Source organism: Pseudomonas sp. FG-3G (assembly GCF_901007645.1).
GTDB classification, from domain to species: Bacteria; Pseudomonadota; Gammaproteobacteria; order Pseudomonadales; family Pseudomonadaceae; genus Aquipseudomonas; species Aquipseudomonas rhizophila.
Genome location: NZ_CAAKGZ010000018.1, coordinates 1 through 22,808, shown reverse-complemented (window position 1 = coordinate 22,808; position 22,808 = coordinate 1). Strand labels below are relative to the sequence as shown.

Below are 22,808 nucleotides of genomic sequence, written 5' to 3'. Positions count from 1 at the left end.
CTTTTGTGGCGAGGGGATTTATCCTCACTTTGTGGGAGCAAAGCTTGCTCGCGATGCAGGCGCCTCGATTCCCCTGAAGAGCGCGTCAACTTCATCGCGGGCAAGCCTTGCTCCCACAGCCTTACGCCACGCTGATCCGCCATATCCCGAACGGTTGGTAGGCCGGGTCGATACGCATGAACTGGTACTTGCCATACCACGTCCAACGATGCCCGCTCATCAAATCCTCGCCCTGGGTCTGGGCATCGTCCGGCAGCCCCATCTCCCACAGCGGCAACTCGAAATTGGCTTCCTGCGGGGTATGCGGGTCGAGACTCACTGCCACCAGAATGAAATTGCTGCCATCGGCGGTGCGTTTGCCGAAGTACAGGATGTTGTCGTTCCAGGCGTTGTAGATCGTCAGGCCCAAGTGCGTATGCAGCGCCGGGTTTTGCCGGCGGATGCGGTTGAGCTGGGCGATTTCGGCAATGATGTTGCCCGGCGCGGTGAAGTCCCGGGGGCGGATCTCATACTTCTCCGAGTCGAGGTATTCCTCCTTGCCCGGCACTGGCGCCGATTCGCACAATTCAAACCCCGAGTACATGCCCCACAGGCCCGAGCCCATGGTCGCCAGGGCCGCGCGGATCAGAAACCCGGCGCGCCCCGACTCATGGAGAAACGCCGGGTTGATGTCCGGCGTGTTGACGAAAAAGTTCGGCCGGTAGCACTCGCGTAACGGAGATTCGTTGAGCTCGGTGAAATACGTCGCCAGTTCGGTCTTGGTATTGCGCCAGGTGAAATAGGTGTAGCTCTGGGAATAACCGACCTTGCCCAGGCGCGCCATCATGGCCGGCGTGGTGAAGGCTTCGGCGAGGAACATCACTTCCGGGTGCTGGGCCCGCACATCGGCAATCAACCACTGCCAGAACGGCAACGGCTTGGTGTGGGGATTGTCGACACGGAAGATCTTCACGCCTTCATTGACCCACCCCACCACCACGTCCCGCAGCTCCAGCCACAGGCTGGGAATCGCATCCGCGGCGTAGAAATCGACGTTGACGATGTCCTGGTATTTCTTCGGCGGGTTTTCCGCATATTTGATCGTGCCGTCCGGCCGCCAGCTGAACCAGCCCGGATGCTGCTTGAGCCACGGGTGGTCCTGGGAACACTGGATAGCAAAGTCCAACGCGATCTCCAGGCCATGGTCGGCCGCCGCGGCCACCAGACGCCGAAAATCCTCGCGCGAGCCCAACTGCGGGTGAATCGCTTCGTGACCGCCCTCCTCGCTCCCGATGGCATAAGGGCTGCCCGGATCGTCGGGACCGGCGGTGAGGGAGTTGTTCGGGCCCTTGCGAAAGCTGCGACCGATGGGGTGGATCGGCGGGAAGTACAGCACATCGAACCCCATGTCCTGGATCACCGCCAGACGCGAATGCACGTCATTGAAGGTGCCATGACGCTTGGGATCATCGGTGATCGAGCGGGGAAAAAGCTCGTACCAACTGGCGAACTCGGCCAACTTGCGTTCGACGTCCAGAGGGTATTGCGGGCTGATACTCAAATAGGGGCGATGATCGGCCTGGGACATGAGACCGGCACTGCGGGGTGCCAGGAACAATGCCACCTGCTCAGCTGGCAACAGGCCGGAAAGCTCATGGTGCAACGCGGTCAATTGCTCCCTCAGCTCACCTTCGCTGCGCTCGGCCGCCATCTGCACCTGATTGCGTCCTTCCTGCAATTCCAGGCTGATGGGCACGCCGGCCGCGAATTTTTTCTCCAGCTCGTATCGGAAACTGGCGAACTGATCGATCCAGGCCTCGATGCGAAACACATAGAAGCCCTGCTCGGGCACATTGAACTGGCCTTGCCAACCGTTGTTGCCCAGCTCGGTCATGACCGCGTTGTTCCACGACTCATCCTTCAGCGCCCGCCAAAGGATATGCACGGCCAATTTGTCATGACCGTCGGCGAAGACTTTGCTGGTCACCGTCACGTCCTGCCCGGCCACGGCCTTGGCGGCGAATTGCCCGCCTTCGATGACCGGCATGGTGCTTTCAATGGCAATACGCGGCAGTAACAGGGCCTGGGACAATGGCAAATGCGGGTTGTACGACAGGTCAGTCGGGTGTTGTTCAGCAGTCATCGAGCATCGCTCCTTTTACGCCCCATGGACGTTGTGGCGGTAAAGGCCCAGTAGTCCTTGAAAGGATGGATCCCTGAAAAAACTCACTTAAACTCCGAACCGAATCGACGGTTAAAAGTTCAGAGTGATTTGCCCCGATGGCAGCGGGATCAAACCAGGCGCAGGGTGGTCAACAAGGTTAAGCACGACTCAAGCCATGTGCGTCACGGAGACTCGTCCTGATGAATATTCCCATCCCGGCTGAAACACCCGACCCCAACATTGACGACCCCACCCTGCCGCCACCCGGCCCCGAGCCGGAACCGATCCCGGAAAAAGACCCGCCGCTTGATCCCCAGCCTCCTCTGGGCGACCCGCCGAGCGAGGCGCCGCCGGAGCGGGTTTGAACCAACAGCCTAGTGGATAACAAAAAACCTGTGGGAGCGGGCTTGCTCGCTCCACACAGGATTATGTGTTCTGGCTGGAGATCGCAGTCACGGCTTTTCCTCCTTCTCCAGCGCCCGGACAATCAGCGGCATTACGCTGAAGATCGCCAGCGCCAATACCGTACTGAGCACTGCCGTGGACTCGCGCCCCAGCCCGGCGGCGACGCCGATGGCGGCGGTCATCCACAGGCCGGCGGCAGTGGTCAGGCCTTTTACGTGGCTTTCGTCACTATCGTTGCCCTTGAGGATAGTGCCCGCGCCCAGGAAACCGATGCCGGCGATAACACCCTGCACCACACGGCTCATGGCGTCAGCCTCGGAGCCGGACATCTGCGGCACCAGCACAAACAGCGCCGCCCCCAAGGCCACCAGCATATGGGTCCGGACCCCGGCGGCCTTGCCCTTGTGTTCACGCTCAAAACCCAGGATGCCGCCCAACAACGCAGCCATCAGCAGGCGTACGGTTACCCGCGTCATCTGCTGCGCATCGGTGATATCGGCGAATTCCGATTGCAGGGTTATCCAGACTTCATGCCACCAGGCGTCCATGAACGGTCCTCTTTCCGGTCGATAAACGATGGACCGCAAGCCAGGCCAGAGGTGCGCTCGACCGCTGATCAGACGCAACGAACCGCGGCTGCGGGCCGACGCCTAACGTTCAGGACATCCAGAAGGAAACCTAACCATGAGTTTCAATATCGATAGCAACCACATCTGCACCTTCGACACCGAAGAGTTCAACGAACAGCGACCCGCCAGCGAGTTGACCGTTATCACTGATGCGGAAAAAGCCATGTCGGCGGTGGATCTCAACGGTGGCCGGGTGTACATCACCGAGGCGCAAGCCGATGCCCTGACCGTGGCCGGGGCGGTCGATGGGCGTGAGAACCTCAAGGCGACTGATAGCGATTCGGTGATCTGAATCCCTTTGTCCCTTTGATTGAAGAAAATCGTCCTCTGTGCAAAGAGGCTGCGTGGGAGCAAGCCTTGCTCCCACTGCGGTCTTCGCCAACGAGATCTGTTCGCCTGATCTGGATGCATCAAAGTGTCGCAGGGCCAGGGCCTCAGGGCATCTGATCCGGTTTTTATCGTGATACCTGAGTCTGTTATGAAAACAGTTCGATGGTCATAGTGCGCCGGCCAGTTACAGGCTGAGGAGCGACCGACCATGAGCGAAAGAATCCCCGTCCAGTTGATACAGCACTTCGAACCCGCGCCGACGAAGATAAAGGCCCGGACCACCGATAACCTGATCCACACCCGCAGCTTCACCGGCTTATTCCGCACCTTGCGCATCAGCGGTGCAGGGCTTCTGTTTCTGCTGTTTTTCGGCACTGTATGGCTGAACTGGGGCGACCGCCAGGCGGTGCTCTGGGACCTCGCCGAAAGCAAATTCCACATTTTTGGCGCGACCTTCTGGCCCCAGGATTTCATCCTGCTGTCGGCACTGCTGATCATCGCCGCCTTCGGCCTGTTCGCGATCACCGTATTTGCCGGTCGGGTGTGGTGCGGCTACACCTGCCCGCAGAGTTCCTGGACCTGGATCTTCATGTGGTGCGAAAAAATCACCGAAGGCGAACGGCACCAGCGGATCAAGCTGCAGGCGGCGCCCTGGACCTTGAACAAGCTGCTGCGTCGCTCAGCCAAACATACGTTGTGGCTGGCAATCAGCCTGCTCACCGGCTTGACCTTTGTCGGTTATTTCACGCCGATCCGCCCGCTGGCCGAAGAACTTCTGACCCTGCAAATGGCCGGTGTCAGTCTGTTCTGGGTGCTGTTCTTTACCGGCGCCACCTACCTCAACGCCGGCTGGCTGCGTGAAGCGGTGTGCATGCACATGTGCCCCTATGCACGGTTTCAGAGCGTGATGTTCGATAAAGACACCCTGACCATTTCCTATGACACCGCACGTGGCGAAATCCGGGGCCCGCGCAAGCGCGAAGTGAACCCGGCCAATGTGGGTTTGGGCGATTGCATCGATTGCCAGATGTGCGTGCAGGTCTGCCCCACCGGCATCGACATTCGCGACGGCCTGCAAATGGAGTGCATCGGGTGCGCCGCCTGCATCGATGCCTGCGATTCGATCATGGACAAGATGGGTTATGCCCGTGGCCTGATCAAGTACACCTCTGAACATCAGTTGCAAGGTGGCAGGACTCGCCTGCTGCGACCGCGGTTGATTGGCTATACCGCCGTGCTGCTGGTGATGATCGGGGCCTTGGCCGTGGCGCTGGCAGAACGCCCCATGGTGTCGCTGGACGTGACCAAGGACCGTGGGCTGTTCCGCGAAAACAGCCTGGGCCAGATCGAGAACATCTACAGCCTGAAAATCATCAACAAGACCCAGCAGCGCCAGGATTATCAGCTGTCCCTGGCGGACGCCGAAGGTTTTGTCCTGCAGGGCAAAACGCAACTGAGCCTGGCGCCGGGGGAAATCCTCGACGTACCGGTGTCGGTGGCAATGCTCAGCGAACGGCCCCGTAGCGGCTCCCGGGAAATGGTCTTCAAGGTGGCCGACAGTGATGAGCCTGGGACTTTCAGTGAGGCCACGAGCCGCTTTGTGGCGCCGATAAATCGTTGAGGCTTAAGATGCCGAACCTTTGTGGGAGCGAGCCTGCTCGCGATGGCGGACGGTCAAACAATATCAACATTGAATGTACCGGCCCCATCGCGAGCAGGCTCGCTCCCACAGGTAACTGCGCAAGCCGTGCGTTACCCCCTGAATTGTTCAAGAGCGGGCCCGCTATGAAACGCTACGAGAAATTCGCCGACGACATCGCTGAGCTGATCCGCTCCGGCGTGCTGGGCCCAGGGCAGCGTGTGCCATCGGTGCGTTATGCCAGCCAGACCTACGGCGTCAGCCCGTCCACGGTGTTCCAGGCCTACTACCTGCTGGAGCGTCGTGGCCTGATCCGGGCTCGTCCGCGCTCCGGCTACTTCGTCAACGCCCATACACCGAATCCGTTCGCCGAGCCGGTGATCAGCACCCAGGTGCACGACAGCACCGAAGTCGACGTCAGCGAGCTGGTGTTTTCGGTGTTGGACTCGATCAAGGATCCAGCCACCGTACCGTTCGGTTCGGCGTTCCCCAGCCCGACCCTGTTTCCCCTGCAACGACTGTCCCGCTCGCTGTCCAGCGCAACGCGGGATATGGACCCCCGAATGGTGGTCACGGACATGTCACCGGGCAATCCGCAATTGCGCCGACAGATCGCCCTGCGCTACATGGTCGGCGGGCTGATGCTGCCCATGGAAGAACTGCTGGTCACCAATGGCGCCCTGGAAGCCTTGAACCTGTGCCTGCAAGCCGTCACCGAGCCCGGCGACCTGGTGGCCATCGAGGCGCCGGCGTTCTACGCCAGCCTGCAAGTGCTGGAGCGGCTCAAGCTCAAGGCAGTGGAAATTCCGGTACACCCACGCGACGGCATCGATCTGGATGTATTGGAGCAGACGCTGGAGCGCCACCCGATCAAAGCATGCTGGTGCATGACCAGTTTCCAGAACCCCATGGGCGCGACCATGCCCGAGGAAAGAAAACAGGCGTTGGTGGAGTTGTTACGCCGTCATCAGGTGCCGCTGATCGAGGACGACGTGTACGCAGAACTCTATTACGGCCAGCAGGCACCCAAGCCGGCCAAGGCGTTCGACACCGAAGGGTTGGTGATGCATTGCGGTTCGTTCGCCAAGAGCCTGGCGCCGGGCTATCGCATCGGCTGGGTCGCCGCCGGGCGTTACGCACAGAAGATCGAACGGCTCAAACTCATGACGTCACTGTGCGCCTCGATGCCGGCCCAGGCGGCCATCGCCGATTACCTGCAACACGGTGGTTATGATCGTCATCTGCGCAAACTGCGCTACGCCCTGGAAGAACAGCAAAGCGCCATGCTCGCCGCCATCGCCCGCTACTTCCCCGCACAGACCCGCGTCAGCCAACCGGCGGGTGGGTATTTCCTGTGGCTGGAACTGCCGGAGCAGATGGACTCGCTGAAACTGTTCCAGATGGCCTTGGCCCAAGGCATCAGCATCGCTCCTGGGCCGATCTTTTCACCGACCCGGCGTTTCGGCAATTGCATCCGTTTGAACTACGGCAGCCCGTGGACCGAAGTGTCGGAGAAGGCCATGGAGACGTTGGGACGGATTATTCGGTCGTTTTGATATGGGGTTGTCTGTTATTGCCCCATCGCGAGCAGGCTCGCTCCCACAGTGGGTTTGCGGCGAGACGAATCTCTCAGCTACTCAGCAGATCTCATGTGGGAGCGAGCCTGCTCGCGATGGCGGCAGAACCGACAACTGATATTTCAAAGCTCAGCGCCCGCCCCCCAAATCCACAAACGTCCCGGTCGCATACGAAGCCTTGTCCGACAGCAACCAGATAATCGCTTCAGCCACTTCATCGGGACGGCCGCCACGGGCCATGGGGATTGCCGACTCCAGCTTGCTGACCCGGTCCGGGTCGCCGCTGAGGGCATGAAAATCGGTGTAGATATAACCTGGGCGAACCGCATTGACGCGGATACCTTCTCCAGCGACTTCCTTGGACAGGCCAATGGTGAACGTGTCCAGCGCGCCTTTGGAGGCCGCGTAGTCGACATACTCGCCCGGCGCGCCCAGGCGGGCGGCCACCGAGGAGACGTTCACAATACTGCCACCTTGCCCGCCATGCCTGGGCGACATGCGCAGCACCGCGTGCTTGGCGCAGAGGATTGGCCCCAGCACGTTGGTCTTCATGATCTTGAGAATGCGGAACTCGGACATTTCGTCGAGTCGGGACTTGTGGGCGACCGTGCCGGCGTTGTTCACCAAAGCGGTGACGCGACCCAACTCAGCGTCCACACGGTCGAACAGCGCGACCACTTCGTCTTCGATGCTGACATCCGCCCGCACGGCAATCGCCTGGGCACCCTTGGCCCGGACCTGTCCGAGCACATCCTGCGCGGCGCCTTCATCGGACTGGTAATTGATGCAGATCCGATAGCCCAGGTCGGCAGCCAACAGCGCCGTGGCCGCCCCGATCCCGCGGCCGCCACCGGTGATAACGATGACCTTATCCACGTTTGCTCTCCCCATTGCACGGATAGACGTCCGGCCCAAGAATAGCGTTCACGCTGCGCTTTTGCACAAGCCGTTGTGCTTGCGCTTGGCTCAGCGAGCCAAAGCCCGCAGATCCAGACGTCCATCCAGCAACGGCGGGCACCAGTAGTAGCCCCCCGTGATCGGCCGGCTCATGCGATACAGGCCGTCGGTGATACCGTCCTCCAGGCCGCTCATGCGCCGCAGTTGAGCCTCGAAAGCGTCGAGGGAGAAACCGAACGCCAGGAACATCAGGCCTGCGCGATCCCCTTCAATCCACGGCATGGAACGGCGTACGACGAAGGCTTCCGGGGCGAAGCTTTCCTGGGCGGTGCGTTTGACGTGGGCCGACTCCGGGGCATCGTCGATTTCCTCGTTGTCGCTCAGGCGCCGGCCCATGATGTTGTCGCGCTCATGGGGTTGCATGGCGGCGAAACCATCCAGATCGTGTTGCCACTGCTGGATCGCCGCAAAACTGCCACCGCGCACTCCATCGACACCTTGAGCCAGGGCAGCGGCGATGGCCGCTTCATCGTGAGGGTTCTCAGTGCCGTCTTCATAACCGGTCAGGTCATGGCCGGTCATATGACGGAAAGTTTCGTTCATCTGCACCAGGCGCAACGCCGGGGCCAGAGCGGCCTCGATGGCACGGCTGCGGTGCAGCAGCTCGCCACGGTCTTCGCCGTGTAGCCAGCACCACAGCGCGTGCTGGGTCGAAGGGTTGTCCACGCCCACGCCGGCCAGGGCCGGAAACGCCCGCAGGCCTTCGACCTGCGCACCCAGCGCCTGGACCAGCGACTCGCCCAGGCCGATCACTACTCGATCATCGACTTGCAACAAAAGCTTATCGATCGCAGCCGGCAGCGCCTCGACCGATTCCAGGGCAAAAAACAAGTGACGGGCCTGAGGCGGAACAGGGGTGGCGAGAATGCCGGGCTGGTAGTAACTCATGTGGACTCCTTTAGAAAGAGCGCAAGTTTACCCGGCGACCAGTGGTTTGTGTGGTTTGCCATGGGCTGTCGAAGGCCAGGACGCTAAAGATTTTCGTAGGAAGTCTCTTGCAACCCGGTCAGATGACTCGGAACCCGGTTCGAACTGCAAGGATCCCGATTGCCGGACATCGGAAAACTCCCTAGATTGGGTGCCCCCAAAGCTGCTGGCAGAGCGGCTGGCACCCTCAGGACTCATGGAGAACGGTCAGACATGCACATTGCCAAATCGATACTTACGGGCGCTTTTTTCATCGCCTGCGGCACAACAACGGGCATTGCCCAGGAGCGCGTTGAAGACACCGTCAATGCCGTGATCCAGCCCTTGATGAAACAACAGGACATCGCCGGCATGGCCGTGGCAATCACTCACAATGGTGAACGTCATTACTTCAATTACGGGGTGGCCTCCAAGGACACGAAGCGGGCGGTGACCGACCAGACGCTGTTCGAAATCGGCTCGGTCAGCAAGACCTTCACCGCCACCCTCGGTGCCTACGCCCAGGCCCAAGGCAAGCTGTCGCTGTCGGACCCGGCCGGTCGCTTCGCCCCCGAGCTGAGCGGCAGCGCCCTGCAAGGCATCAGCCTGCTCAACCTTGCCACCTACACGCCGGGTGGCCTGCCGTTGCAGTTTCCTGGCGAAGCGGACCATCCGGACCGGATGTTCAGTTACTACAAGACCTGGAAACCACTCTATCCGGCCGGTACCCAGCGGCTCTATTCAAACCCGAGCATCGGCCTGTTCGGCTACCTGGCGGCCCGCAGCCTGGAACGACCGTTCGATGAGGTGATGGAACAGACACTGATGCCGGGATTAGGCCTCAAGCACAGTTATGTACGGGTGCCCAAGGATCAATTGAGCCGTTACGCCCAAGGCTACGCGAAGGACGGCAAGCCAGTGCGGGTCGGACCGGGAGCGCTGGACGCCGAGGCCTATGGCGTGAAAACCAGTTCATCGGACCTGATCCGCTTCATCGAGGCTAACCTGCGGCCTGAAAAGCTGGACGCCGATCTGCGACAGGCCATCGCTACGACGCATACCGGGTTCTACAAGGCCAATGGCATGACCCAGGGGTTGGGTTGGGAGTTCTACCCCTACCCCGTCACGCTTGACGCGCTATTGGCCGGCAATGCACCGCAGATGGCCCTGATGCCACAAAAAGTGGAGCCGCTCAACCCACCCCTGCCTGCGCCGGCCGACAGCTGGATCAACAAGACTGGCTCGACCGGTGGCTTTGGTGCCTATGCGGCGTTCGTTCCTGGAAAGGATATGGGGATCGTGATGCTGGCAAACAAAAACTACCCGATCGAGGAACGGGTGAAGGCCGCGCACAAGATCCTGACGGCGCTGGAGAAACGATAGGCGCCACCATCGCCTGACCGATCAATCCTCCAGCGGCTTCGGCGCAGTCATCGGTTTGCCCGTCTTGCCTGCCTTGGCACCCTTGCCTTCCTGGGCCGGCGCAGCTTCAGGCGCGGGAGTCGGGGCTGGCGCCGCCGCTTCCTTTTCTGCTGGGGGCAGTTTATCGACGGTGTCGAAGATGTCCTTCAGCTCAATCGCTCCCGAGTGCTCAAGCTTCTTTTCTCCGTCCTTGCCCACCAGGATGATCTTGGTCTGGGCACCGGCCCCCAACCTGAGTGACCGGATCAGCGCCATGGTGCTTTGCGGGTCCAGGTCTTTGCCATCGCGCTGCCCCATCGTGTTGAGCACGGTGTAAAGCACCAGGTTGCGCTCGGAAAAACCCTGTTTGCCGGCCGGTTCCTCCAATGCTTTTTTCAGGCTGACCCATGCAGGATCGACGGTGCTCGGCGCGATGACAATCAAGGGGCGGGATTTGCCCTTGTCCGCGGCCAAGGGTGAGTCGCCATCCGCGGCGAACAAGGGACCTGCAATGGCCAACAAGGTAGCGAAGGTCAACGACCGAATGAGCATGCGCCTCTCCTTTTGATATCTACGCTGTACTGATTGCGCATGGCGGCGATTGTTCCGCGACAGTCGCCCAATACCGCGCCTGCCTGCCTTGAAGCTTAGGCCAGAGGGGTCATTGCGCAACCGTGGCGTGGGAGATGAACAATTTCGTGACAGGAGTCGGGCACAACTTATGTGGGAGCGAGCCTGCTCGCGATGGCGCACAGTCAATCAAGCAGATGTTCTGCTGTACCGGCCTCATCGCGAGCAGGCTCGCTCCCACATTGATTGGTGCGCAGGTTAGTTAGAACGCCAACTTGAACCCGATCATCGCCAGCATCACTGCCAGGCATGGGCGCAGCACCTCATCAGAAATGCGGCCCGACAAGTGACTGCCCAGGTAGATGCCCGGCAACGAGCCGACCAGCAGATAACCCAGGATGTGCCAGTCCATGTTGCCCATGCTGGCGTGGCCCAGGCCAGCGACCAGGGTCAGCGGTACGGCGTGGGCGATTTCAGTGCCCACCAGGCGCTTGGTGACCAGGAATGGATAGAGAATGAACAGTGCGACGGTGCCCAGTGCGCCAGCGCCAATGGAGGTCAGTGCGACCATGACGCCCAATATCAGGCCAGTGACGACGGTGAGTACATTGAGCCGCGAGCCGGTGGGATTGTAGTGGCCGCCCGCACGATCATGGGCAAATTGCAGGAGGCGTTTCTTGAACAGAATCGCCAGGGCGGTGGCGAACAGCACAAAACCCAGGGCTTGCTTGATGATCGCGTTCATGGCGTCGGGCGAACTGTGCAGACTGCTGAGAAACCACAGCGTCAATCCTACCGCCGGCACACTGCCCAAGGTCAGCCAGCCGGTGATGGCCCAATCGATGTTGCGGTTCTTGGCGTGAACCAATACACCGCCGGACTTGGTAATCGCCGCGTACAGCAGATCGGTACCCACTGCGGTTGCAGGGTTGATACCAAACCACAACAGAATGGGGGTCATCAGCGAACCGCCGCCCACGCCGGTCATCCCGACGATAAAGCCGACGACCAAGCCCGCTATGACTAAACCGACATTACCGAAATCCATTAAGCGCGACCGCATGAAATAAAATCTGGTCGCGAGCATAGCGATTTTTCTTATAACCACCTATACCAATGTGATCTATCTTTATTCCCTTTTCCTCTGACGTTACTGAACCGGCAGGAAGTTAAGAAAGAGCAGGCTCTGGGCATAGTTCAGACCGATCCGCCGGTAGCGCTCGTCCAGCATTTGGGTCAGCAGGTCCAGGCGCGCAACGATTTTTCCAAACTCCACGGCAAAGCTGAGATTGCTGCCCTCCTCCGAAATCTCATTGGAAAACAGCAGCGGTTTGCCGTCTTTGTCCAGTCGTTGGCTGAGTATCCAAGTGGCTTTTTCGATGTTGCGCGCCGCGTTGCTGACAAAGCGTGGGTCGATCGCGTCGGTCATGTAGAACTCGAGACGATTGCCATGGGCCGTGACCAGCATGCTGCCAATGGCGTAGATGAACGCCCCCACCCGATCCCCCAGGAACTCAGGGCTCATGGCATAGCTCAGGGCGGCCAGGTCCTTCTTGCCGCCCAGGGTCGGTAACGGCTGTTGCTGCTCGATGGCCAGGCGCACCTGCTTTTCCGCGGCACGGGCGTCGAGAAATCCGGACTTGCGCAACTCTTCGGGGTTGCGCAGATAAAGCTTGTTCATCAGCAGATAGAGGCTTTGCAGGTTGTCATGCATCGCCAGTGTGGCCATGCGGTCAACGCTGGTCTGCAGCAGTTCCTGAGGCCTGGTGTTGCTGAACTGCGTGACCATGTCTTGCCCCTGCTGATGACTGCAACCGCCGCCAAGCAACATCAACACGCCGGCCAACAGCGCTGAACAGCGACGTCGCGACACCATCACGAAATGAAAAACACCGGCCATCGAGTCTCGGTCTGGGCTTGGGGAGGCGGTGGGGGTCGCCGCTTCCTGGCCATGGATAGAGCGGCAAAAAACGTAAAAGTGCGATGGACGAGGGAAAACCACACAGATGGGAAAGATCCGCTCCGCTCAATTAGTATGACTTTTTAATTGATTAATCGCGATTAATGGCTATATATCCCTTCTAGTCTTTCAAATAGAAAGACTACTAACCAAATATACCTTCATCGCTGTCCGACTAAACACCGGACTCGACCCGCGTTCCAAACAACAACAAGACAGGAAGGAAGGTCACACCATGCTTGAATCCAGACATCTGCTCACGGCTCTCGGAGTGTCTCTGATGATCGCCACCTCTGCATCCCAGGCCGCCGGCCTGAGCAATGAACGCGCAGCGTTCGGCAAGACCAGCGACGGTACCGCGGTGGAAAAATTCGTCCTGCGCAACAGCCACGGCATGGAGGCTACTGTCATCACGTACGGCGGGATCCTCCAGTCACTGATCGTGCCGGACAAGAACGGTATGGCCGCCGATGTTGTGCTGGGCTTCGACGATGTGCAGGGTTACCAGAAGAACGGCAATGTGTATTTCGGCGCAACCATTGGCCGCTTCGGCAATCGCCTGGCTGGCGGCGCATTCGAGTTGGACGGCAAGCGCTACCAGGTGCCGCAGAACGACAAGAGCAACTCCCTGCACGGCGGACCGCAAGGTTTCGACAAGCGCGTCTGGAAGGCCGAACCCCATGACGACAAGGACTCGGTGGGCGTGACCCTGACCTACCTGTCGGCGGATGGCGAGATGGGTTTCCCAGGCGCACTGAAAACAGATGTCACCTACAGCCTCAATGAACAGAACGAATTACGTATCGAGTACCAGGCCACCACCGACAAACCCACGGTGCTGAACCTGACCAACCACAGCTATTTCAACCTCGCCGGTGCCGGTAACGGCGACATACTCAAACAGGTCGCGACCCTGCATGCCGCCCATTACACCCCGGTGACCGACAAGCTTATCCCCACCGGTGAGTTGGCCCCCGTGGCCGGTACGCCGATGGACTTCACCAAGCCCACCGCCATCGGCACCCATATCAAGGCCGATCACCCGCAGCTCAAATTCGCCGAACCCAAACAGGGCGGTTTCGATTTCAACTGGGCACTTGACGCCAAGGGTGACGTGAGCAAACTGGCCGCTGATGTCTACGACCCACAGTCCGGACGGCGCTTGGAGCTCTACACCACCGAGCCTGGCGTGCAGTTCTATACCAGCAACTTCCTCGACGGCACGATCAAGGGCAAGCACGGCAAGGTCTATCCGCATTGGGGCGCGTTCACTCTGGAAACCCAACACTACCCCGACTCGCCAAACCAGCCGAACTTCCCATCGACCCGGCTTGACCCCGGCCAGACCTACACCCAGACCATGGTGTTGAAGTTCTCCGCGCAATAAATCCTGCCCTTCGAAAAGATCGTTCCCACGGCGGTGGGGACGATCAACCTTGAACACCTGGTCTATCCTGCTGCCACACGTCTGATGTTCTGCAAACAGGAGGTAGACATGAGGACTCTGGAACTGGCTGGCGAGGCCGTACCGGTGATTGGCCAGGGCACCTGGCGCATGGGTGAAGAAGCGTCCCTTCACAAGAAGGAAGTGGCGGCCCTGCGCCTGGGCATTGAATTGGGCATGACGCTGATCGACACGGCGGAGATGTACGCCGAGGGCGGCGCCGAAGAGGTCGTTGGGGAAGCGATCACCGGCCTGCGGGACCAGGTTTTCCTGGTGAGCAAGGTGTATCCCCACAATGCCAGCCGCAAAGGCATTGCGCTTGCCTGCGAACGCAGTTTGCGCCGACTGGACACCGATTACATCGATCTCTATCTGCTGCATTGGCGCGGGCAATACCCGCTGGAAGAAACCGTCGAAGCGTTCGAACGCCTGCGCGAAGAAGGCAAGATCGGCCGCTGGGGCGTGTCGAATTTTGATGTCGCGGACCTTGAAGAACTGGCTTCACCGGCCTGCGCCACCAACCAGGTGCTGTACAACCTGCAGGAGCGTGGCATCGAATTCGACCTGCTGCCCTGGTGCCAACAGCAGCGCATGCCAGTCATGGCTTACTGCCCGGTCGGCCAGGGCGGGCAACTGCTCAAGGACCACACCTTGGGGCAGATCGCCGAACGCCATGGCGCAACCCCAGCGCAGATCGCCCTGGCCTGGCTGTTGCGCCAAGACAATGTCATTGCCATTCCCAAAGCCGTTCAGAGCGAACATGTGCGCTTGAACGCCGAAGCGGCCAACCTGAAGCTCGCACCCCAGGATCTGGCGGCGCTGGATTTGATATTCCCGCAGCCCGAAGGCAAGCAGCGCTTGGCGATGGTCTAGTTCTCACGAGCAAAGCGCTTTTGTGGCGAGGGAGCTTGCTCCCGCTCGGTTGCGCAGCAACCGCCAGAAGGGGCCGCTACGCGCCCCAGCGGAAGCAAGCGCCCTCGCCACAAAAGCCTCCCGCCCGCAACACTGGCGCATCCGTCAGAACAAGCCCATCTGCCCCCCCACCAGGGTCGAGAAATCGTCATCCACAAACGGCAGAATCGCGTCCGCCACCGGTTGCAGCTGTTTGGTCACGTAATGGTCGTAATCGATCGGCGCGCTGCGGGTTTCCAGCGGCTCAGGGCCGGCGACAGTGATCACGTAGCTGATCCACCCGCCGTTCTGGTATTGCCGCGCACGGCCCTGGCGCTGGTTGAACTCGTCAGCCAGCCGCGCGGCGCGCACATGCGGCGGTACGTTGCGTTCATAGTCTTCCAGAGGCCGGCGCAAGCGCTTGCGGTAGACCAGCCGATCATCGAACGCTCCGGCCAGGGTCTGGTGCACATAATCGCGCACATAATCCTGGTAAGGCTTGCGGTGGAAGATCCGCCCATACAGCTCCTGCTGGAACTGCCGGGCCAGCGGCGACCAGTCGGTGCGCACGGTTTCCAGGCCCTTGTAGACGATCTCGTCGCTGCCGTCGGCGCGGGTGACCAGCCCGGCATAGCGCTTCTTGCTGCCCTCTTCCGCGCCACGAATGGTGGGCATCAGAAAACGTTTGAAATGGGTTTCGAACTGCAACTCCAGTGCGCTCTCCAGCCCGAACTCATCACGCACGTGTTCGCGCCACCACTGATTGACGTATGCCACCAGTTCCTGGCCGATGGACGCCGCCTCTTCCTGGCCGTGGGCCCGGCGCAACCAGACGAACGTGGAGTCGGTATCACCGTAAATCACCACATGCCCCCGGGCTTCGACCAACTGCCGGGTGCGCTGCATGATCTGGTGACCCCGCAGGGTGATGGAGGACGCCAGCCGCGGATCGAAGAAACGACAGCCACTGGAACCGAGTACGCCATAGAAGGCGTTCATGATGATTTTCAATGCCTGGGACAGCGGTGCATTGTGTTCCCGCTTGGCGGTTTCCCGGCCTTCGGCTACCCGCGCCACAATGGCCGGCAGGCAATGCCGCGTGCGGGAGAAACGTGCCCCGCGAAAACCTGGCACCGACTGGCTTTCGTCCGGGTGGCGCAGGCCTTCGATCAGGCCTACCGGGTCGATCAGGAAGGTGCGGATGATCGACGGATACAGGCTCTTGTAGTCCAGCACCAGCACCGACTCGTAGAGCCCCGGCTGGGAATCCATGACAAAACCACCCGGGCTGGCCTCGGGCGGGCGCTGGCCAAGGTTCGGCGCGACGAAACCCTGGCGGTGCATCAGTGGCATGTACAAGTGTGTGAAGGCCGCCACCGAACCACCGCTGCGGTCCGCCGGCAGACCGGTGACACTGGCCCGCTCCAGCAGGAACTTGAGCAGCTCGGTCTTGGCGAAGATCCGCGTCACCAGCTCACAGTCCTTGAGGTTGTAACGGGCCAGGGCCGGTTTGTCCTCGGCAAACATGCGATTGATCTCGTCCATGCGCTGGTACGGGTTGTCGATGGACTTACCCTCTCCCAACAACGTCTGGGCGACATTCTCCAGGCTGAACGAAGGGAAACTCCAGGTCGCCGAACGCAGCGACTCAATGCCGTCGATGATCAGCCGGCCTGCCGCCGAGGCGAAAAAGTGATTGTTGCGCGCGCCATGCTCGCGCCACTGCATCTCCTCCCCGCCTCGCCCCAGGCGTAGCGGCACAGCCAGGCGCCGGGCATGCTCATGCAACACGCGCAAATCGAACTGCACCAGGTTCCAGCCAATGATCGCGTCAGGGTCGAAACGGGCGAACCAATCGTTGAGTTTCTTCAGCAGCAAAGTGCGCGATTCACAATATTCGAGCTGGAAATCCACGGCAGTATCGTCGCCATTGGGCGGGCCGAGCATATACACCTGACGCTCGCCGCAGCCTTCAAGGGCAATGGAGTACAAATCGCCCTGGGCGGTGGTTTCGATGTCCAGGGACACCAGACGCAAAGGCGGACGATACTCGGGCGCCGGTTTCATCTGGGCGTCCAGCAGCAGGCCCTCAGCGGCCTTTGTGCCACCGAACCAGACCGGCGCGGTGATGAAACGCTCCATCAGGTAGCGTTCCGGCGGACGGATGTCAGCTTCGAACACCTCCACGCCGGCACGGCGCAAGGTGGTGTCCAGGCGCATCAGTTGGGCATGTTGCCGGCAATACAGGCCCAGCACCGGTCGATGCTCGAAATCCAGCAGGTCCAGGGGTCGCAATTCAACGTCCTTCTCCCCTTGCAGCAAGGCTTCGACCTGACCGCGCTGAATCTGTGGCACGAATGCCACCGACGGCTGCACCGGCAAGCGCACGCGCCGGGGGCCGGTGTCGGTCGCCAGCCAGAATTCGACTTCGGTGCCGGCCGGGGTATCGCGCCAATGCCGGGTCAGGACGAAGCCCTGCTGTAGATCCACCGCTGCAACCTCGATTTTTTGCGTAAGCGACGATTCTACCTGTGGTGAGGGGATTTATCTGTGGGAGCAAGGCTTGCCCCCACAGTGGCGATAAATCCCTCGCCCCAACAGTGCATGGCCTCACTTCGGTGGTGAACTCACCGACAATGACGTTTTTGGACGACTGACTGCCGCTTTACCGCTTGCTCTGCGCCGTTGGGTCTACGATTCTTAAACCACCTGCAAAAACAACACCTGAGGCTTCCCCATGAAAACCGTCGCGCAGTTGCTCCGGATCAAAGACGAGAAAAACCAGCAAGTGCACACCATTTCACCGGACGACATGGTGCTGCAGGCCCTGATGCGCATGGCCGAGAAAAACGTCGGTGCCCTGCTGGTGGTGAAGAACGGCGAAGTACTGGGGATCATCAGTGAGCGCGACTACGCGCGCAAAATGGTCTTGCATGGCCGCTCCTCAGTAGGCACCAAAGTGAGCGATATCATGGTGTCACCCGTGATTACGATAGACCCCCACCAGAATGTCGAAACCTGCCTGAGCATCATGACCGAAAAACATTTGCGGCATTTGCCGGTGGTCGAAGACGGCAAACTCGTGGGTCTGCTGTCCATTGGTGACCTGGTCAAGGAAGCGATTGCCGAGCAGGCGGACCTGATCCGACAACTGGAGCAATACATTCGCGGCGAATGACCCGTTCGGGCGGGTTGCTCAATCCCAACCTCCTTCTATATTGAAGGAGTTGTCCTGCCGAGCATCCCGATGGCCGATACCGACCGACTGATCATTTGCGAACATTGTGATGCGGTGTACGAGCCGATGGTGCTCGCTGCGCATCAGAAAGCCTCGTGCGTGCGGTGTGGCGCGGTGATTCAGCGCTACAACGGCCTGACCATTGAACAGCGCCTGGCCTTGAGTGTGACGGCAGCGGTGTTGTGGGCTTTCGCCAACATCTATCCAGTGATGAGCATCCGTCTCCAGGGCCTGAGCAACAGCGCGACGCTGTGGGATTCCATCGTGGCCCTGAGCCAGGGCCCCATCACCTTCATCGCCCTGGTGGCCGCGGTGGCGATCATCATTGCCCCGGTCTTTCAGTTGGTATTGCTGATCTGGGTGCTGGCCTATGCCTACGCCAATCAACGGGCGCCGGGGTTCAGTCTGTGCATGCGCAGCCTGGAAGCACTGCGGCCGTGGAGCATGCTGGAGGTGTGCCTGTTGGGTGCGCTGGTGGCGGTGATCAAACTCGCCGGGCTGCTGGACGTACTGCCGGGCATCGGCCTGTTTGCCCTGGCCGCCCTGAGCCTGCTGATGATCCGCATCGCCGGACGCGATGTGCGCGATTTATGGGACAACCTATGAACCGCGAACCGTTGCCTCCCCCGCCCTTGGCCCGCGACCTGAACCTGTGCCTGTGCCACAGCTGTGGCCTGGCCTGTGACATGAGCGACGAGCCCGAGACCTGCCCCCGCTGCGACGCCCCGTTGCACCGGCGCAAACCCGACACCCTCACCCGTACCTGGGCCTACATGCTGGCGGCATTGGTGTTCTACATTCCGGCCAACCTGCTGCCGGTGATGAATACCCAGATGCTCGGGGATGGCGCCGACAGCACCATCATCAGTGGCGTCATCGAGTTCTGGCAGGGCGGCGCCTGGGACATCGCCCTGATCATTTTCATCGCCAGCATCGCGGTACCAGGCATCAAGTTCGTGGTACTGACCTTGCTGTTGGTCACCGTGCAGCGGCGCAGCACCTGGGCCCAGGTCCAGCGGGCGAAACTGTATCGGCTGGTGGAAGTCATCGGCTACTGGTCGATGCTCGACGTGCTGGTGGTGGCGCTGGTCGCGGCGCTGGTGAAATTCCAGGCACTGAGCGATATCGAGCCGCGACCGGGCATCCTGTTTTTCGGCCTCGTGGTGCTGTTCACCATGCTGTCGGCCATGAGCTTCGACCCACGCCTGATCTGGGACACCCAACCATCCGAGGAGGCCATGGATGAAGTCGCAAGCCACTGACGGGCAGCAACCGGCACCAGGTCGCGCCCATGTCACCAGCCGCCGCTGGACGGTGTCGCTGGTATGGATAGTGCCGATCATCGCGGTGCTGGTAGGGTTGTCCCTGGTGGTCAACAACTGGCTGCAGGAAGGTCCGACCATCACCATCACCTTCAAGACCGGCCAGGGCCTGACCGCCAACAAGACACCGGTCAAATATCGCAACGTGGTCATCGGCCAGGTCACCGACGTGCAATTGAGCGACGACCAGAAGAACGTCACCGCCACGGTCAAGCTGGCCAAGACGGCGGAGACCTTCACGCACGAGGACTCGGTGTTCTGGGTGGTACGGCCGCGCATCGGAGCCGGCGGAATTTCCGGGATCGATACCCTGCTGTCAGGGGATTTCATCGGGGCCGACGCCGGTCAATCGAAGGTTCGTGCCAAGTCCTTTACCGGCCTGGAAGCCCCGCCACCGATCACCTACGGTGAACCGGGCAAGCGCTTCACCCTGCATTCCCAGGACCTCGGTTCACTGGACATCGGCTCGCCGGTGTACCTGCGCAAGATTCCGGTGGGCCAAGTGGTGTCCTATGCGCTGGATGCCGATGGCAAAGGGGTCAACATCGACGTATTCGTCAATGCCCCCAACGATGTCTACGTCACCGAAAACACCCGGTTCTGGAACGTCAGCGGCGTGGACGTGAACGTCGGTGCCAACGGCTTTGCGGTCAAGACCGAGTCACTCTCGGCGCTGCTGGTGGGCGGCATCGCATTTCGGGCACCGGAATACAGTCCCAACGACAGCCCCGCTAGCGAGGACAAGACGTTCGAGCTGTTTGCCGACCAGCAGAGCGCCCTGGCCCCGCCGGATGGCAAGGCGCAATACCTGGCTTTACGCTTCGATCAGGCATTGCGCGGATTGCGGGTCGGAGCGCCGGTCGAATTCCTGGGCATCGAAGTGGGCAGGGTCGTAGCTATCAATCTGGATTTCGACGAGAAGCTGCGCAGCTTCCCGGTCAATGTCGGCGTGGTGTTCTACCCTCAGCGCCTGGGCAAGGCCCATGAAAAACTGCTCAAGGCGCTCAATCACAACCCGGATGACGAAGCTGCCGGCGCTCGCCTGATCGGCAGTTTCGTCGAACGCGGCCTGCGTGCCCAGGCCCGTAGCGGCAACCTGCTGACCGGGCAGTTGTACATCTCGCTGGACTTCTACCCCAAGGCCGAAAAAGTCACTTTCGACGCCAACGCCCGCCCGGTCCGTATACCGACCATCCCGGGCAGTCTCCAGCAACTGCAGGAACAACTGCAGGCGATGGTCGAGCGAATCAACAAGCTGCCCCTCGAAAGCGTTGCCAACAACCTGAACGGCAACCTGGTTGAATTGCGCAAAGGTCTGGCCCAGTTCAACAGCAAGACCCTGCCAAGCGTGCAAAACACGTTGCAGGACGTGAGCAAGACCCTGCAATCGGCCAACTCGACCCTGGCCGAAGATTCGCCGCAACGCGAACAACTGACGCAGACCCTGGACGATCTTGGGCGCATGTCGCGTTCGTTGCGCGAGCTGTCCGACTACCTGAGCCGCCATCCCGAATCACTGCTTCGCGGCCGTCCCAAGGATGCACCGGCGCAGAACCTCACATTGCCGGCGAACGAATGACCACAGGAGCACGCCCCATGCCGCTGATGCTGAAACTCCCCCTGGTTGCCTTGGTGCTGCTGCTTGCTGCCTGCCGCGGCGATCCGATCCAGTACCACACCCTAAGCCCGGCTCAACCTGCCGGCCAGCCACGCACGAACATGGACATCCAGCTCGAGCAGGTGAGCGTTCCGCCTCAGGTGGACCGCGCGCAAATGGTCATCCGCCAAGGCAACAGCGGGCTGGCGATCCTGGAAACGCAATGGTGGGGCGCCAGTCTGGCCGATGAACTGCGCAGCAGCCTGGACGAACAACTGAGCAACCCAGGCGCAGCGAAGTTATTGCTGCGGGTGGATGTGCAGCGCTTCGATTCGATCCCCGGCCAATATGCCCGCATGGACGTGCAGTGGCGCCTGCGCGACCTGGGCAACGAAGCCCATACCCTGACCTGCCGTAACAGCCTGCAAACGCCGGCGGGGAGCAGCATCGATGAGCTGGTGACGGCCCATCAGCAAAATGTGCGGCAGTTTGTCGGCCTCGTTGAGCAAGCCGCCACCAAAATGACATGCCCTTGACCCGTAGGCGCTGCCGAAGGCTCGGGCCGCGTTTGGACGATCTTTCTGTTTTGATCTTTCGTTTGCTACTCGGAAAAACCGCAGCCTCGCTGCGCTCGACAGCGCCTACAAGGGCCAGTGCAGCGACAGCACCGGCGCAATGCGCGGATGGCGGTCGATGCGCTCCAGTAGCTCGTAGAACGGCGGTCGGGCATTCAGCATGGCCTCCCGCGTGTCTTCCCACTTCGTGACCACGGCGGCCAGGATATCCAGCGCTCCCGGCTCGGCACCGCTGAGAAAAGGACGAGCCGCAAACTGGTCGGCAAACAGCGCCCAGTTGCGATGTAGCCGCTGTCGGGTGCCCGACACCAATTGCTGCCGGGTCGCTTCATCCGCGTCGACCAGCCAGCGCTCTGGAAAATCGATGATGCCGATGGGCGTGTAGCAATTGGCGACGATATAGACCAGGCCCCGTATGGCTTGAGCACGTTGGGTCGGATCGTCCGGCAGCAACTTCGATTCAGGAAACACCAGCCCGAGATGGATCAGAATCGCCGCGGCTTCGGTCAGCACCGAACCGTCCGGCAATTGCAAGGTCGGGACCTGCTTCTGAGGGTTCAATGCCTGTAGCTCTTTCGACGCCTCGTTGTCTTCGGTCGAATAGGCATCGACACGGCGATAAGGCACGCCACACAGGCACAGGGCGATCTCCACAGCCGAAGAGCCGGATTGCCTGTAGCCGAATAACTGATACATGAACTTGCCTCCTGCGCTTGGGGGGTAGCCGGTAGAACCCGCGGGCCCGCCAGTGTTCCACCCGGCAGACGACACGCACTCTCCATGGAAGCGAGCCTGCCCGCGATGTCGGCGGATCAGTCAACATCAATATTGCTTGCCAACCGCTCGGCGAGGTATCACCGCCGTCGATATTCACCATCAGGCCAATGAAGTTCTCTTGATTGTCGCTCCGGACAACAATGGCTCCACACCAACCCACTGCATCCCCGGAGCACACCATCATGAAACGCCAAATCATCCTCAGCCTCGCTTTCTCGGTACTGGCAGCCAACGCATTCGCCGCCTCCTCCCACCCGGTCGTTGCCGAAGGTGGTTCTGATCGACTGATCGAAAAACGTGTTGCCGAAGGCGGCTCCGATCGCCTGATCCAGAACCGCGTTGCCGAAGGTGGCTCTGATCGTCTGATCCAGAACCGCGTTGCTGAAGGTGGTTCCGATCGCCTGCAACAGAACCGCGTTGCTGAAGGTGGTTCCGATCGTCTGCAAC

The 22,808-nt window shown here is 60.7% G+C and carries 21 protein-coding genes and 1 pseudogene; 13 read left to right on the top strand and 9 right to left on the bottom strand.

Features of this window, described 5'->3' with window-relative positions; translation table 11 throughout:
- Positions 1–121: 121 nt before the first annotated feature.
- Positions 122–2,122, bottom strand: coding sequence for an alpha-1,4-glucan--maltose-1-phosphate maltosyltransferase (locus PSEUDOMOFG3G_RS08490; protein WP_139049629.1), 2,001 nt, complete (start codon positions 2,120–2,122; stop codon positions 122–124).
- A 221-nt stretch (positions 2,123–2,343) separates the two neighbouring features.
- Between PSEUDOMOFG3G_RS08490 and PSEUDOMOFG3G_RS08485 the strand changes: the two genes are divergently transcribed.
- On the top strand, positions 2,344–2,508 hold the full coding sequence (locus tag PSEUDOMOFG3G_RS08485) for a hypothetical protein (RefSeq protein WP_171061344.1): 165 nt from the start codon (positions 2,344–2,346) through the stop codon (positions 2,506–2,508).
- 87 nt (positions 2,509–2,595) lie between these two features.
- Here the strand turns inward: PSEUDOMOFG3G_RS08485 and PSEUDOMOFG3G_RS08480 are convergent, their stop codons facing one another.
- Positions 2,596–3,096: an MgtC/SapB family protein gene (locus PSEUDOMOFG3G_RS08480; RefSeq protein ID WP_076384010.1), complete on the bottom strand. Its 501-nt coding sequence runs from the start codon at positions 3,094–3,096 to the stop codon at positions 2,596–2,598.
- A 136-nt stretch (positions 3,097–3,232) separates the two neighbouring features.
- Here PSEUDOMOFG3G_RS08480 and PSEUDOMOFG3G_RS08475 point away from each other — a divergent pair, with 136 nt between their 5' ends.
- From PSEUDOMOFG3G_RS08475 to mapR, 3 genes are all read left to right on the top strand, one after another.
- A complete protein-coding gene (locus tag PSEUDOMOFG3G_RS08475; protein WP_139049628.1) occupies positions 3,233–3,469 on the top strand; it encodes a DUF3203 family protein in 237 nt (78 codons plus the stop codon).
- A gap of 246 nt (positions 3,470–3,715) precedes the next feature.
- Positions 3,716–5,128 carry a cytochrome c oxidase accessory protein CcoG gene (ccoG, locus tag PSEUDOMOFG3G_RS08470; protein ID WP_047227770.1) on the top strand — a complete coding sequence of 471 codons (1,413 nt, stop codon included), beginning with the start codon at positions 3,716–3,718 and terminating at the stop codon, positions 5,126–5,128.
- A 164-nt stretch (positions 5,129–5,292) separates the two neighbouring features.
- Positions 5,293–6,702, top strand: a complete 1,410-nt coding sequence (gene mapR, locus PSEUDOMOFG3G_RS08465; RefSeq protein ID WP_047227769.1) for a GntR family transcriptional regulator MpaR — start codon at positions 5,293–5,295, stop codon at positions 6,700–6,702.
- 150 nt (positions 6,703–6,852) lie between these two features.
- Here mapR and PSEUDOMOFG3G_RS08460 read toward each other — a convergent pair whose 3' ends face one another.
- Both PSEUDOMOFG3G_RS08460 and PSEUDOMOFG3G_RS08455 read right to left on the bottom strand, forming a co-directional pair.
- Complete coding sequence (locus PSEUDOMOFG3G_RS08460; RefSeq protein WP_076384007.1) at positions 6,853–7,599, bottom strand: SDR family oxidoreductase; 747 nt, start codon at positions 7,597–7,599, stop codon at positions 6,853–6,855.
- Between the two features lie 90 nt (positions 7,600–7,689).
- Positions 7,690–8,568, bottom strand: a complete 879-nt coding sequence (locus PSEUDOMOFG3G_RS08455; RefSeq protein WP_139049627.1) for a Dyp-type peroxidase — start codon at positions 8,566–8,568, stop codon at positions 7,690–7,692.
- A 252-nt stretch (positions 8,569–8,820) separates the two neighbouring features.
- On the opposite strand from PSEUDOMOFG3G_RS08455, the gene ampC reads away from it, so the two are divergent.
- Positions 8,821–9,969 (top strand): class C beta-lactamase, encoded by a 1,149-nt coding sequence (gene ampC, locus PSEUDOMOFG3G_RS08450; protein WP_139049626.1) that lies wholly within the window; start codon positions 8,821–8,823, stop codon positions 9,967–9,969.
- Positions 9,970–9,990: 21 nt separating this feature from the next.
- Here the strand turns inward: ampC and PSEUDOMOFG3G_RS08445 are convergent, their stop codons facing one another.
- The 3 genes from PSEUDOMOFG3G_RS08445 to PSEUDOMOFG3G_RS08435 all read right to left on the bottom strand — a co-directional run bounded on the left by PSEUDOMOFG3G_RS08445 (position 9,991) and on the right by PSEUDOMOFG3G_RS08435 (position 12,457).
- Positions 9,991–10,539, bottom strand: a complete 549-nt coding sequence (locus tag PSEUDOMOFG3G_RS08445; RefSeq protein WP_047227765.1) for a DUF4174 domain-containing protein — start codon at positions 10,537–10,539, stop codon at positions 9,991–9,993.
- 280 nt (positions 10,540–10,819) lie between these two features.
- A complete protein-coding gene (locus PSEUDOMOFG3G_RS08440) occupies positions 10,820–11,605 on the bottom strand; it encodes a sulfite exporter TauE/SafE family protein (RefSeq protein WP_047227884.1) in 786 nt (261 codons plus the stop codon).
- 102 nt (positions 11,606–11,707) lie between these two features.
- On the bottom strand, positions 11,708–12,457 hold the full coding sequence (locus tag PSEUDOMOFG3G_RS08435) for a hypothetical protein (protein ID WP_047227764.1): 750 nt from the start codon (positions 12,455–12,457) through the stop codon (positions 11,708–11,710).
- A gap of 295 nt (positions 12,458–12,752) precedes the next feature.
- Between PSEUDOMOFG3G_RS08435 and PSEUDOMOFG3G_RS08430 the strand changes: the two genes are divergently transcribed.
- Complete coding sequence (locus tag PSEUDOMOFG3G_RS08430; protein WP_139049625.1) at positions 12,753–13,904, top strand: aldose epimerase family protein; 1,152 nt, start codon at positions 12,753–12,755, stop codon at positions 13,902–13,904.
- Positions 13,905–14,012: 108 nt separating this feature from the next.
- Positions 14,013–14,834, top strand: a complete 822-nt coding sequence (locus PSEUDOMOFG3G_RS08425; RefSeq protein WP_047227762.1) for an aldo/keto reductase — start codon at positions 14,013–14,015, stop codon at positions 14,832–14,834.
- A 144-nt stretch (positions 14,835–14,978) separates the two neighbouring features.
- Here the strand turns inward: PSEUDOMOFG3G_RS08425 and PSEUDOMOFG3G_RS08420 are convergent, their stop codons facing one another.
- Complete coding sequence (locus PSEUDOMOFG3G_RS08420) at positions 14,979–17,342, bottom strand: DNA polymerase II (RefSeq protein WP_076384003.1); 2,364 nt, start codon at positions 17,340–17,342, stop codon at positions 14,979–14,981.
- A gap of 247 nt (positions 17,343–17,589) precedes the next feature.
- Between PSEUDOMOFG3G_RS08420 and PSEUDOMOFG3G_RS08415 the strand changes: the two genes are divergently transcribed.
- The 5 genes from PSEUDOMOFG3G_RS08415 to PSEUDOMOFG3G_RS08395 all read left to right on the top strand — a co-directional run bounded on the left by PSEUDOMOFG3G_RS08415 (position 17,590) and on the right by PSEUDOMOFG3G_RS08395 (position 21,545).
- The gene (locus tag PSEUDOMOFG3G_RS08415; RefSeq protein WP_047227760.1) at positions 17,590–18,030 is read left to right on the top strand and encodes a CBS domain-containing protein; all 441 of its coding nucleotides are present in this window, start codon (positions 17,590–17,592) and stop codon (positions 18,028–18,030) included.
- A gap of 69 nt (positions 18,031–18,099) precedes the next feature.
- Positions 18,100–18,696 carry a paraquat-inducible protein A gene (locus tag PSEUDOMOFG3G_RS08410; RefSeq protein WP_047227759.1) on the top strand — a complete coding sequence of 199 codons (597 nt, stop codon included), beginning with the start codon at positions 18,100–18,102 and terminating at the stop codon, positions 18,694–18,696.
- The gene (locus PSEUDOMOFG3G_RS08405; RefSeq protein ID WP_047227758.1) at positions 18,693–19,352 is read left to right on the top strand and encodes a paraquat-inducible protein A; all 660 of its coding nucleotides are present in this window, start codon (positions 18,693–18,695) and stop codon (positions 19,350–19,352) included. The genes PSEUDOMOFG3G_RS08410 and PSEUDOMOFG3G_RS08405 overlap by 4 nt, the downstream gene beginning before the upstream one ends.
- Positions 19,333–20,991: an intermembrane transport protein PqiB gene (locus tag PSEUDOMOFG3G_RS08400; protein ID WP_107322626.1), complete on the top strand. Its 1,659-nt coding sequence runs from the start codon at positions 19,333–19,335 to the stop codon at positions 20,989–20,991. Before PSEUDOMOFG3G_RS08405 ends, PSEUDOMOFG3G_RS08400 begins: the two co-directional genes overlap by 20 nt.
- Positions 20,992–21,008: 17 nt before the next feature.
- Positions 21,009–21,545, top strand: coding sequence for a membrane integrity-associated transporter subunit PqiC (locus PSEUDOMOFG3G_RS08395; RefSeq protein WP_139049624.1), 537 nt, complete (start codon positions 21,009–21,011; stop codon positions 21,543–21,545).
- Positions 21,546–21,650: 105 nt separating this feature from the next.
- Here the strand turns inward: PSEUDOMOFG3G_RS08395 and PSEUDOMOFG3G_RS08390 are convergent, their stop codons facing one another.
- Entirely contained in the window at positions 21,651–22,280 is a 630-nt protein-coding gene (locus PSEUDOMOFG3G_RS08390) for a glutathione S-transferase family protein (RefSeq protein ID WP_076384000.1), read from the bottom strand.
- 263 nt (positions 22,281–22,543) lie between these two features.
- Here PSEUDOMOFG3G_RS08390 and PSEUDOMOFG3G_RS08385 point away from each other — a divergent pair.
- Positions 22,544–22,808: pseudogene (locus tag PSEUDOMOFG3G_RS08385) on the top strand (phage infection protein); the annotation flags it as partial.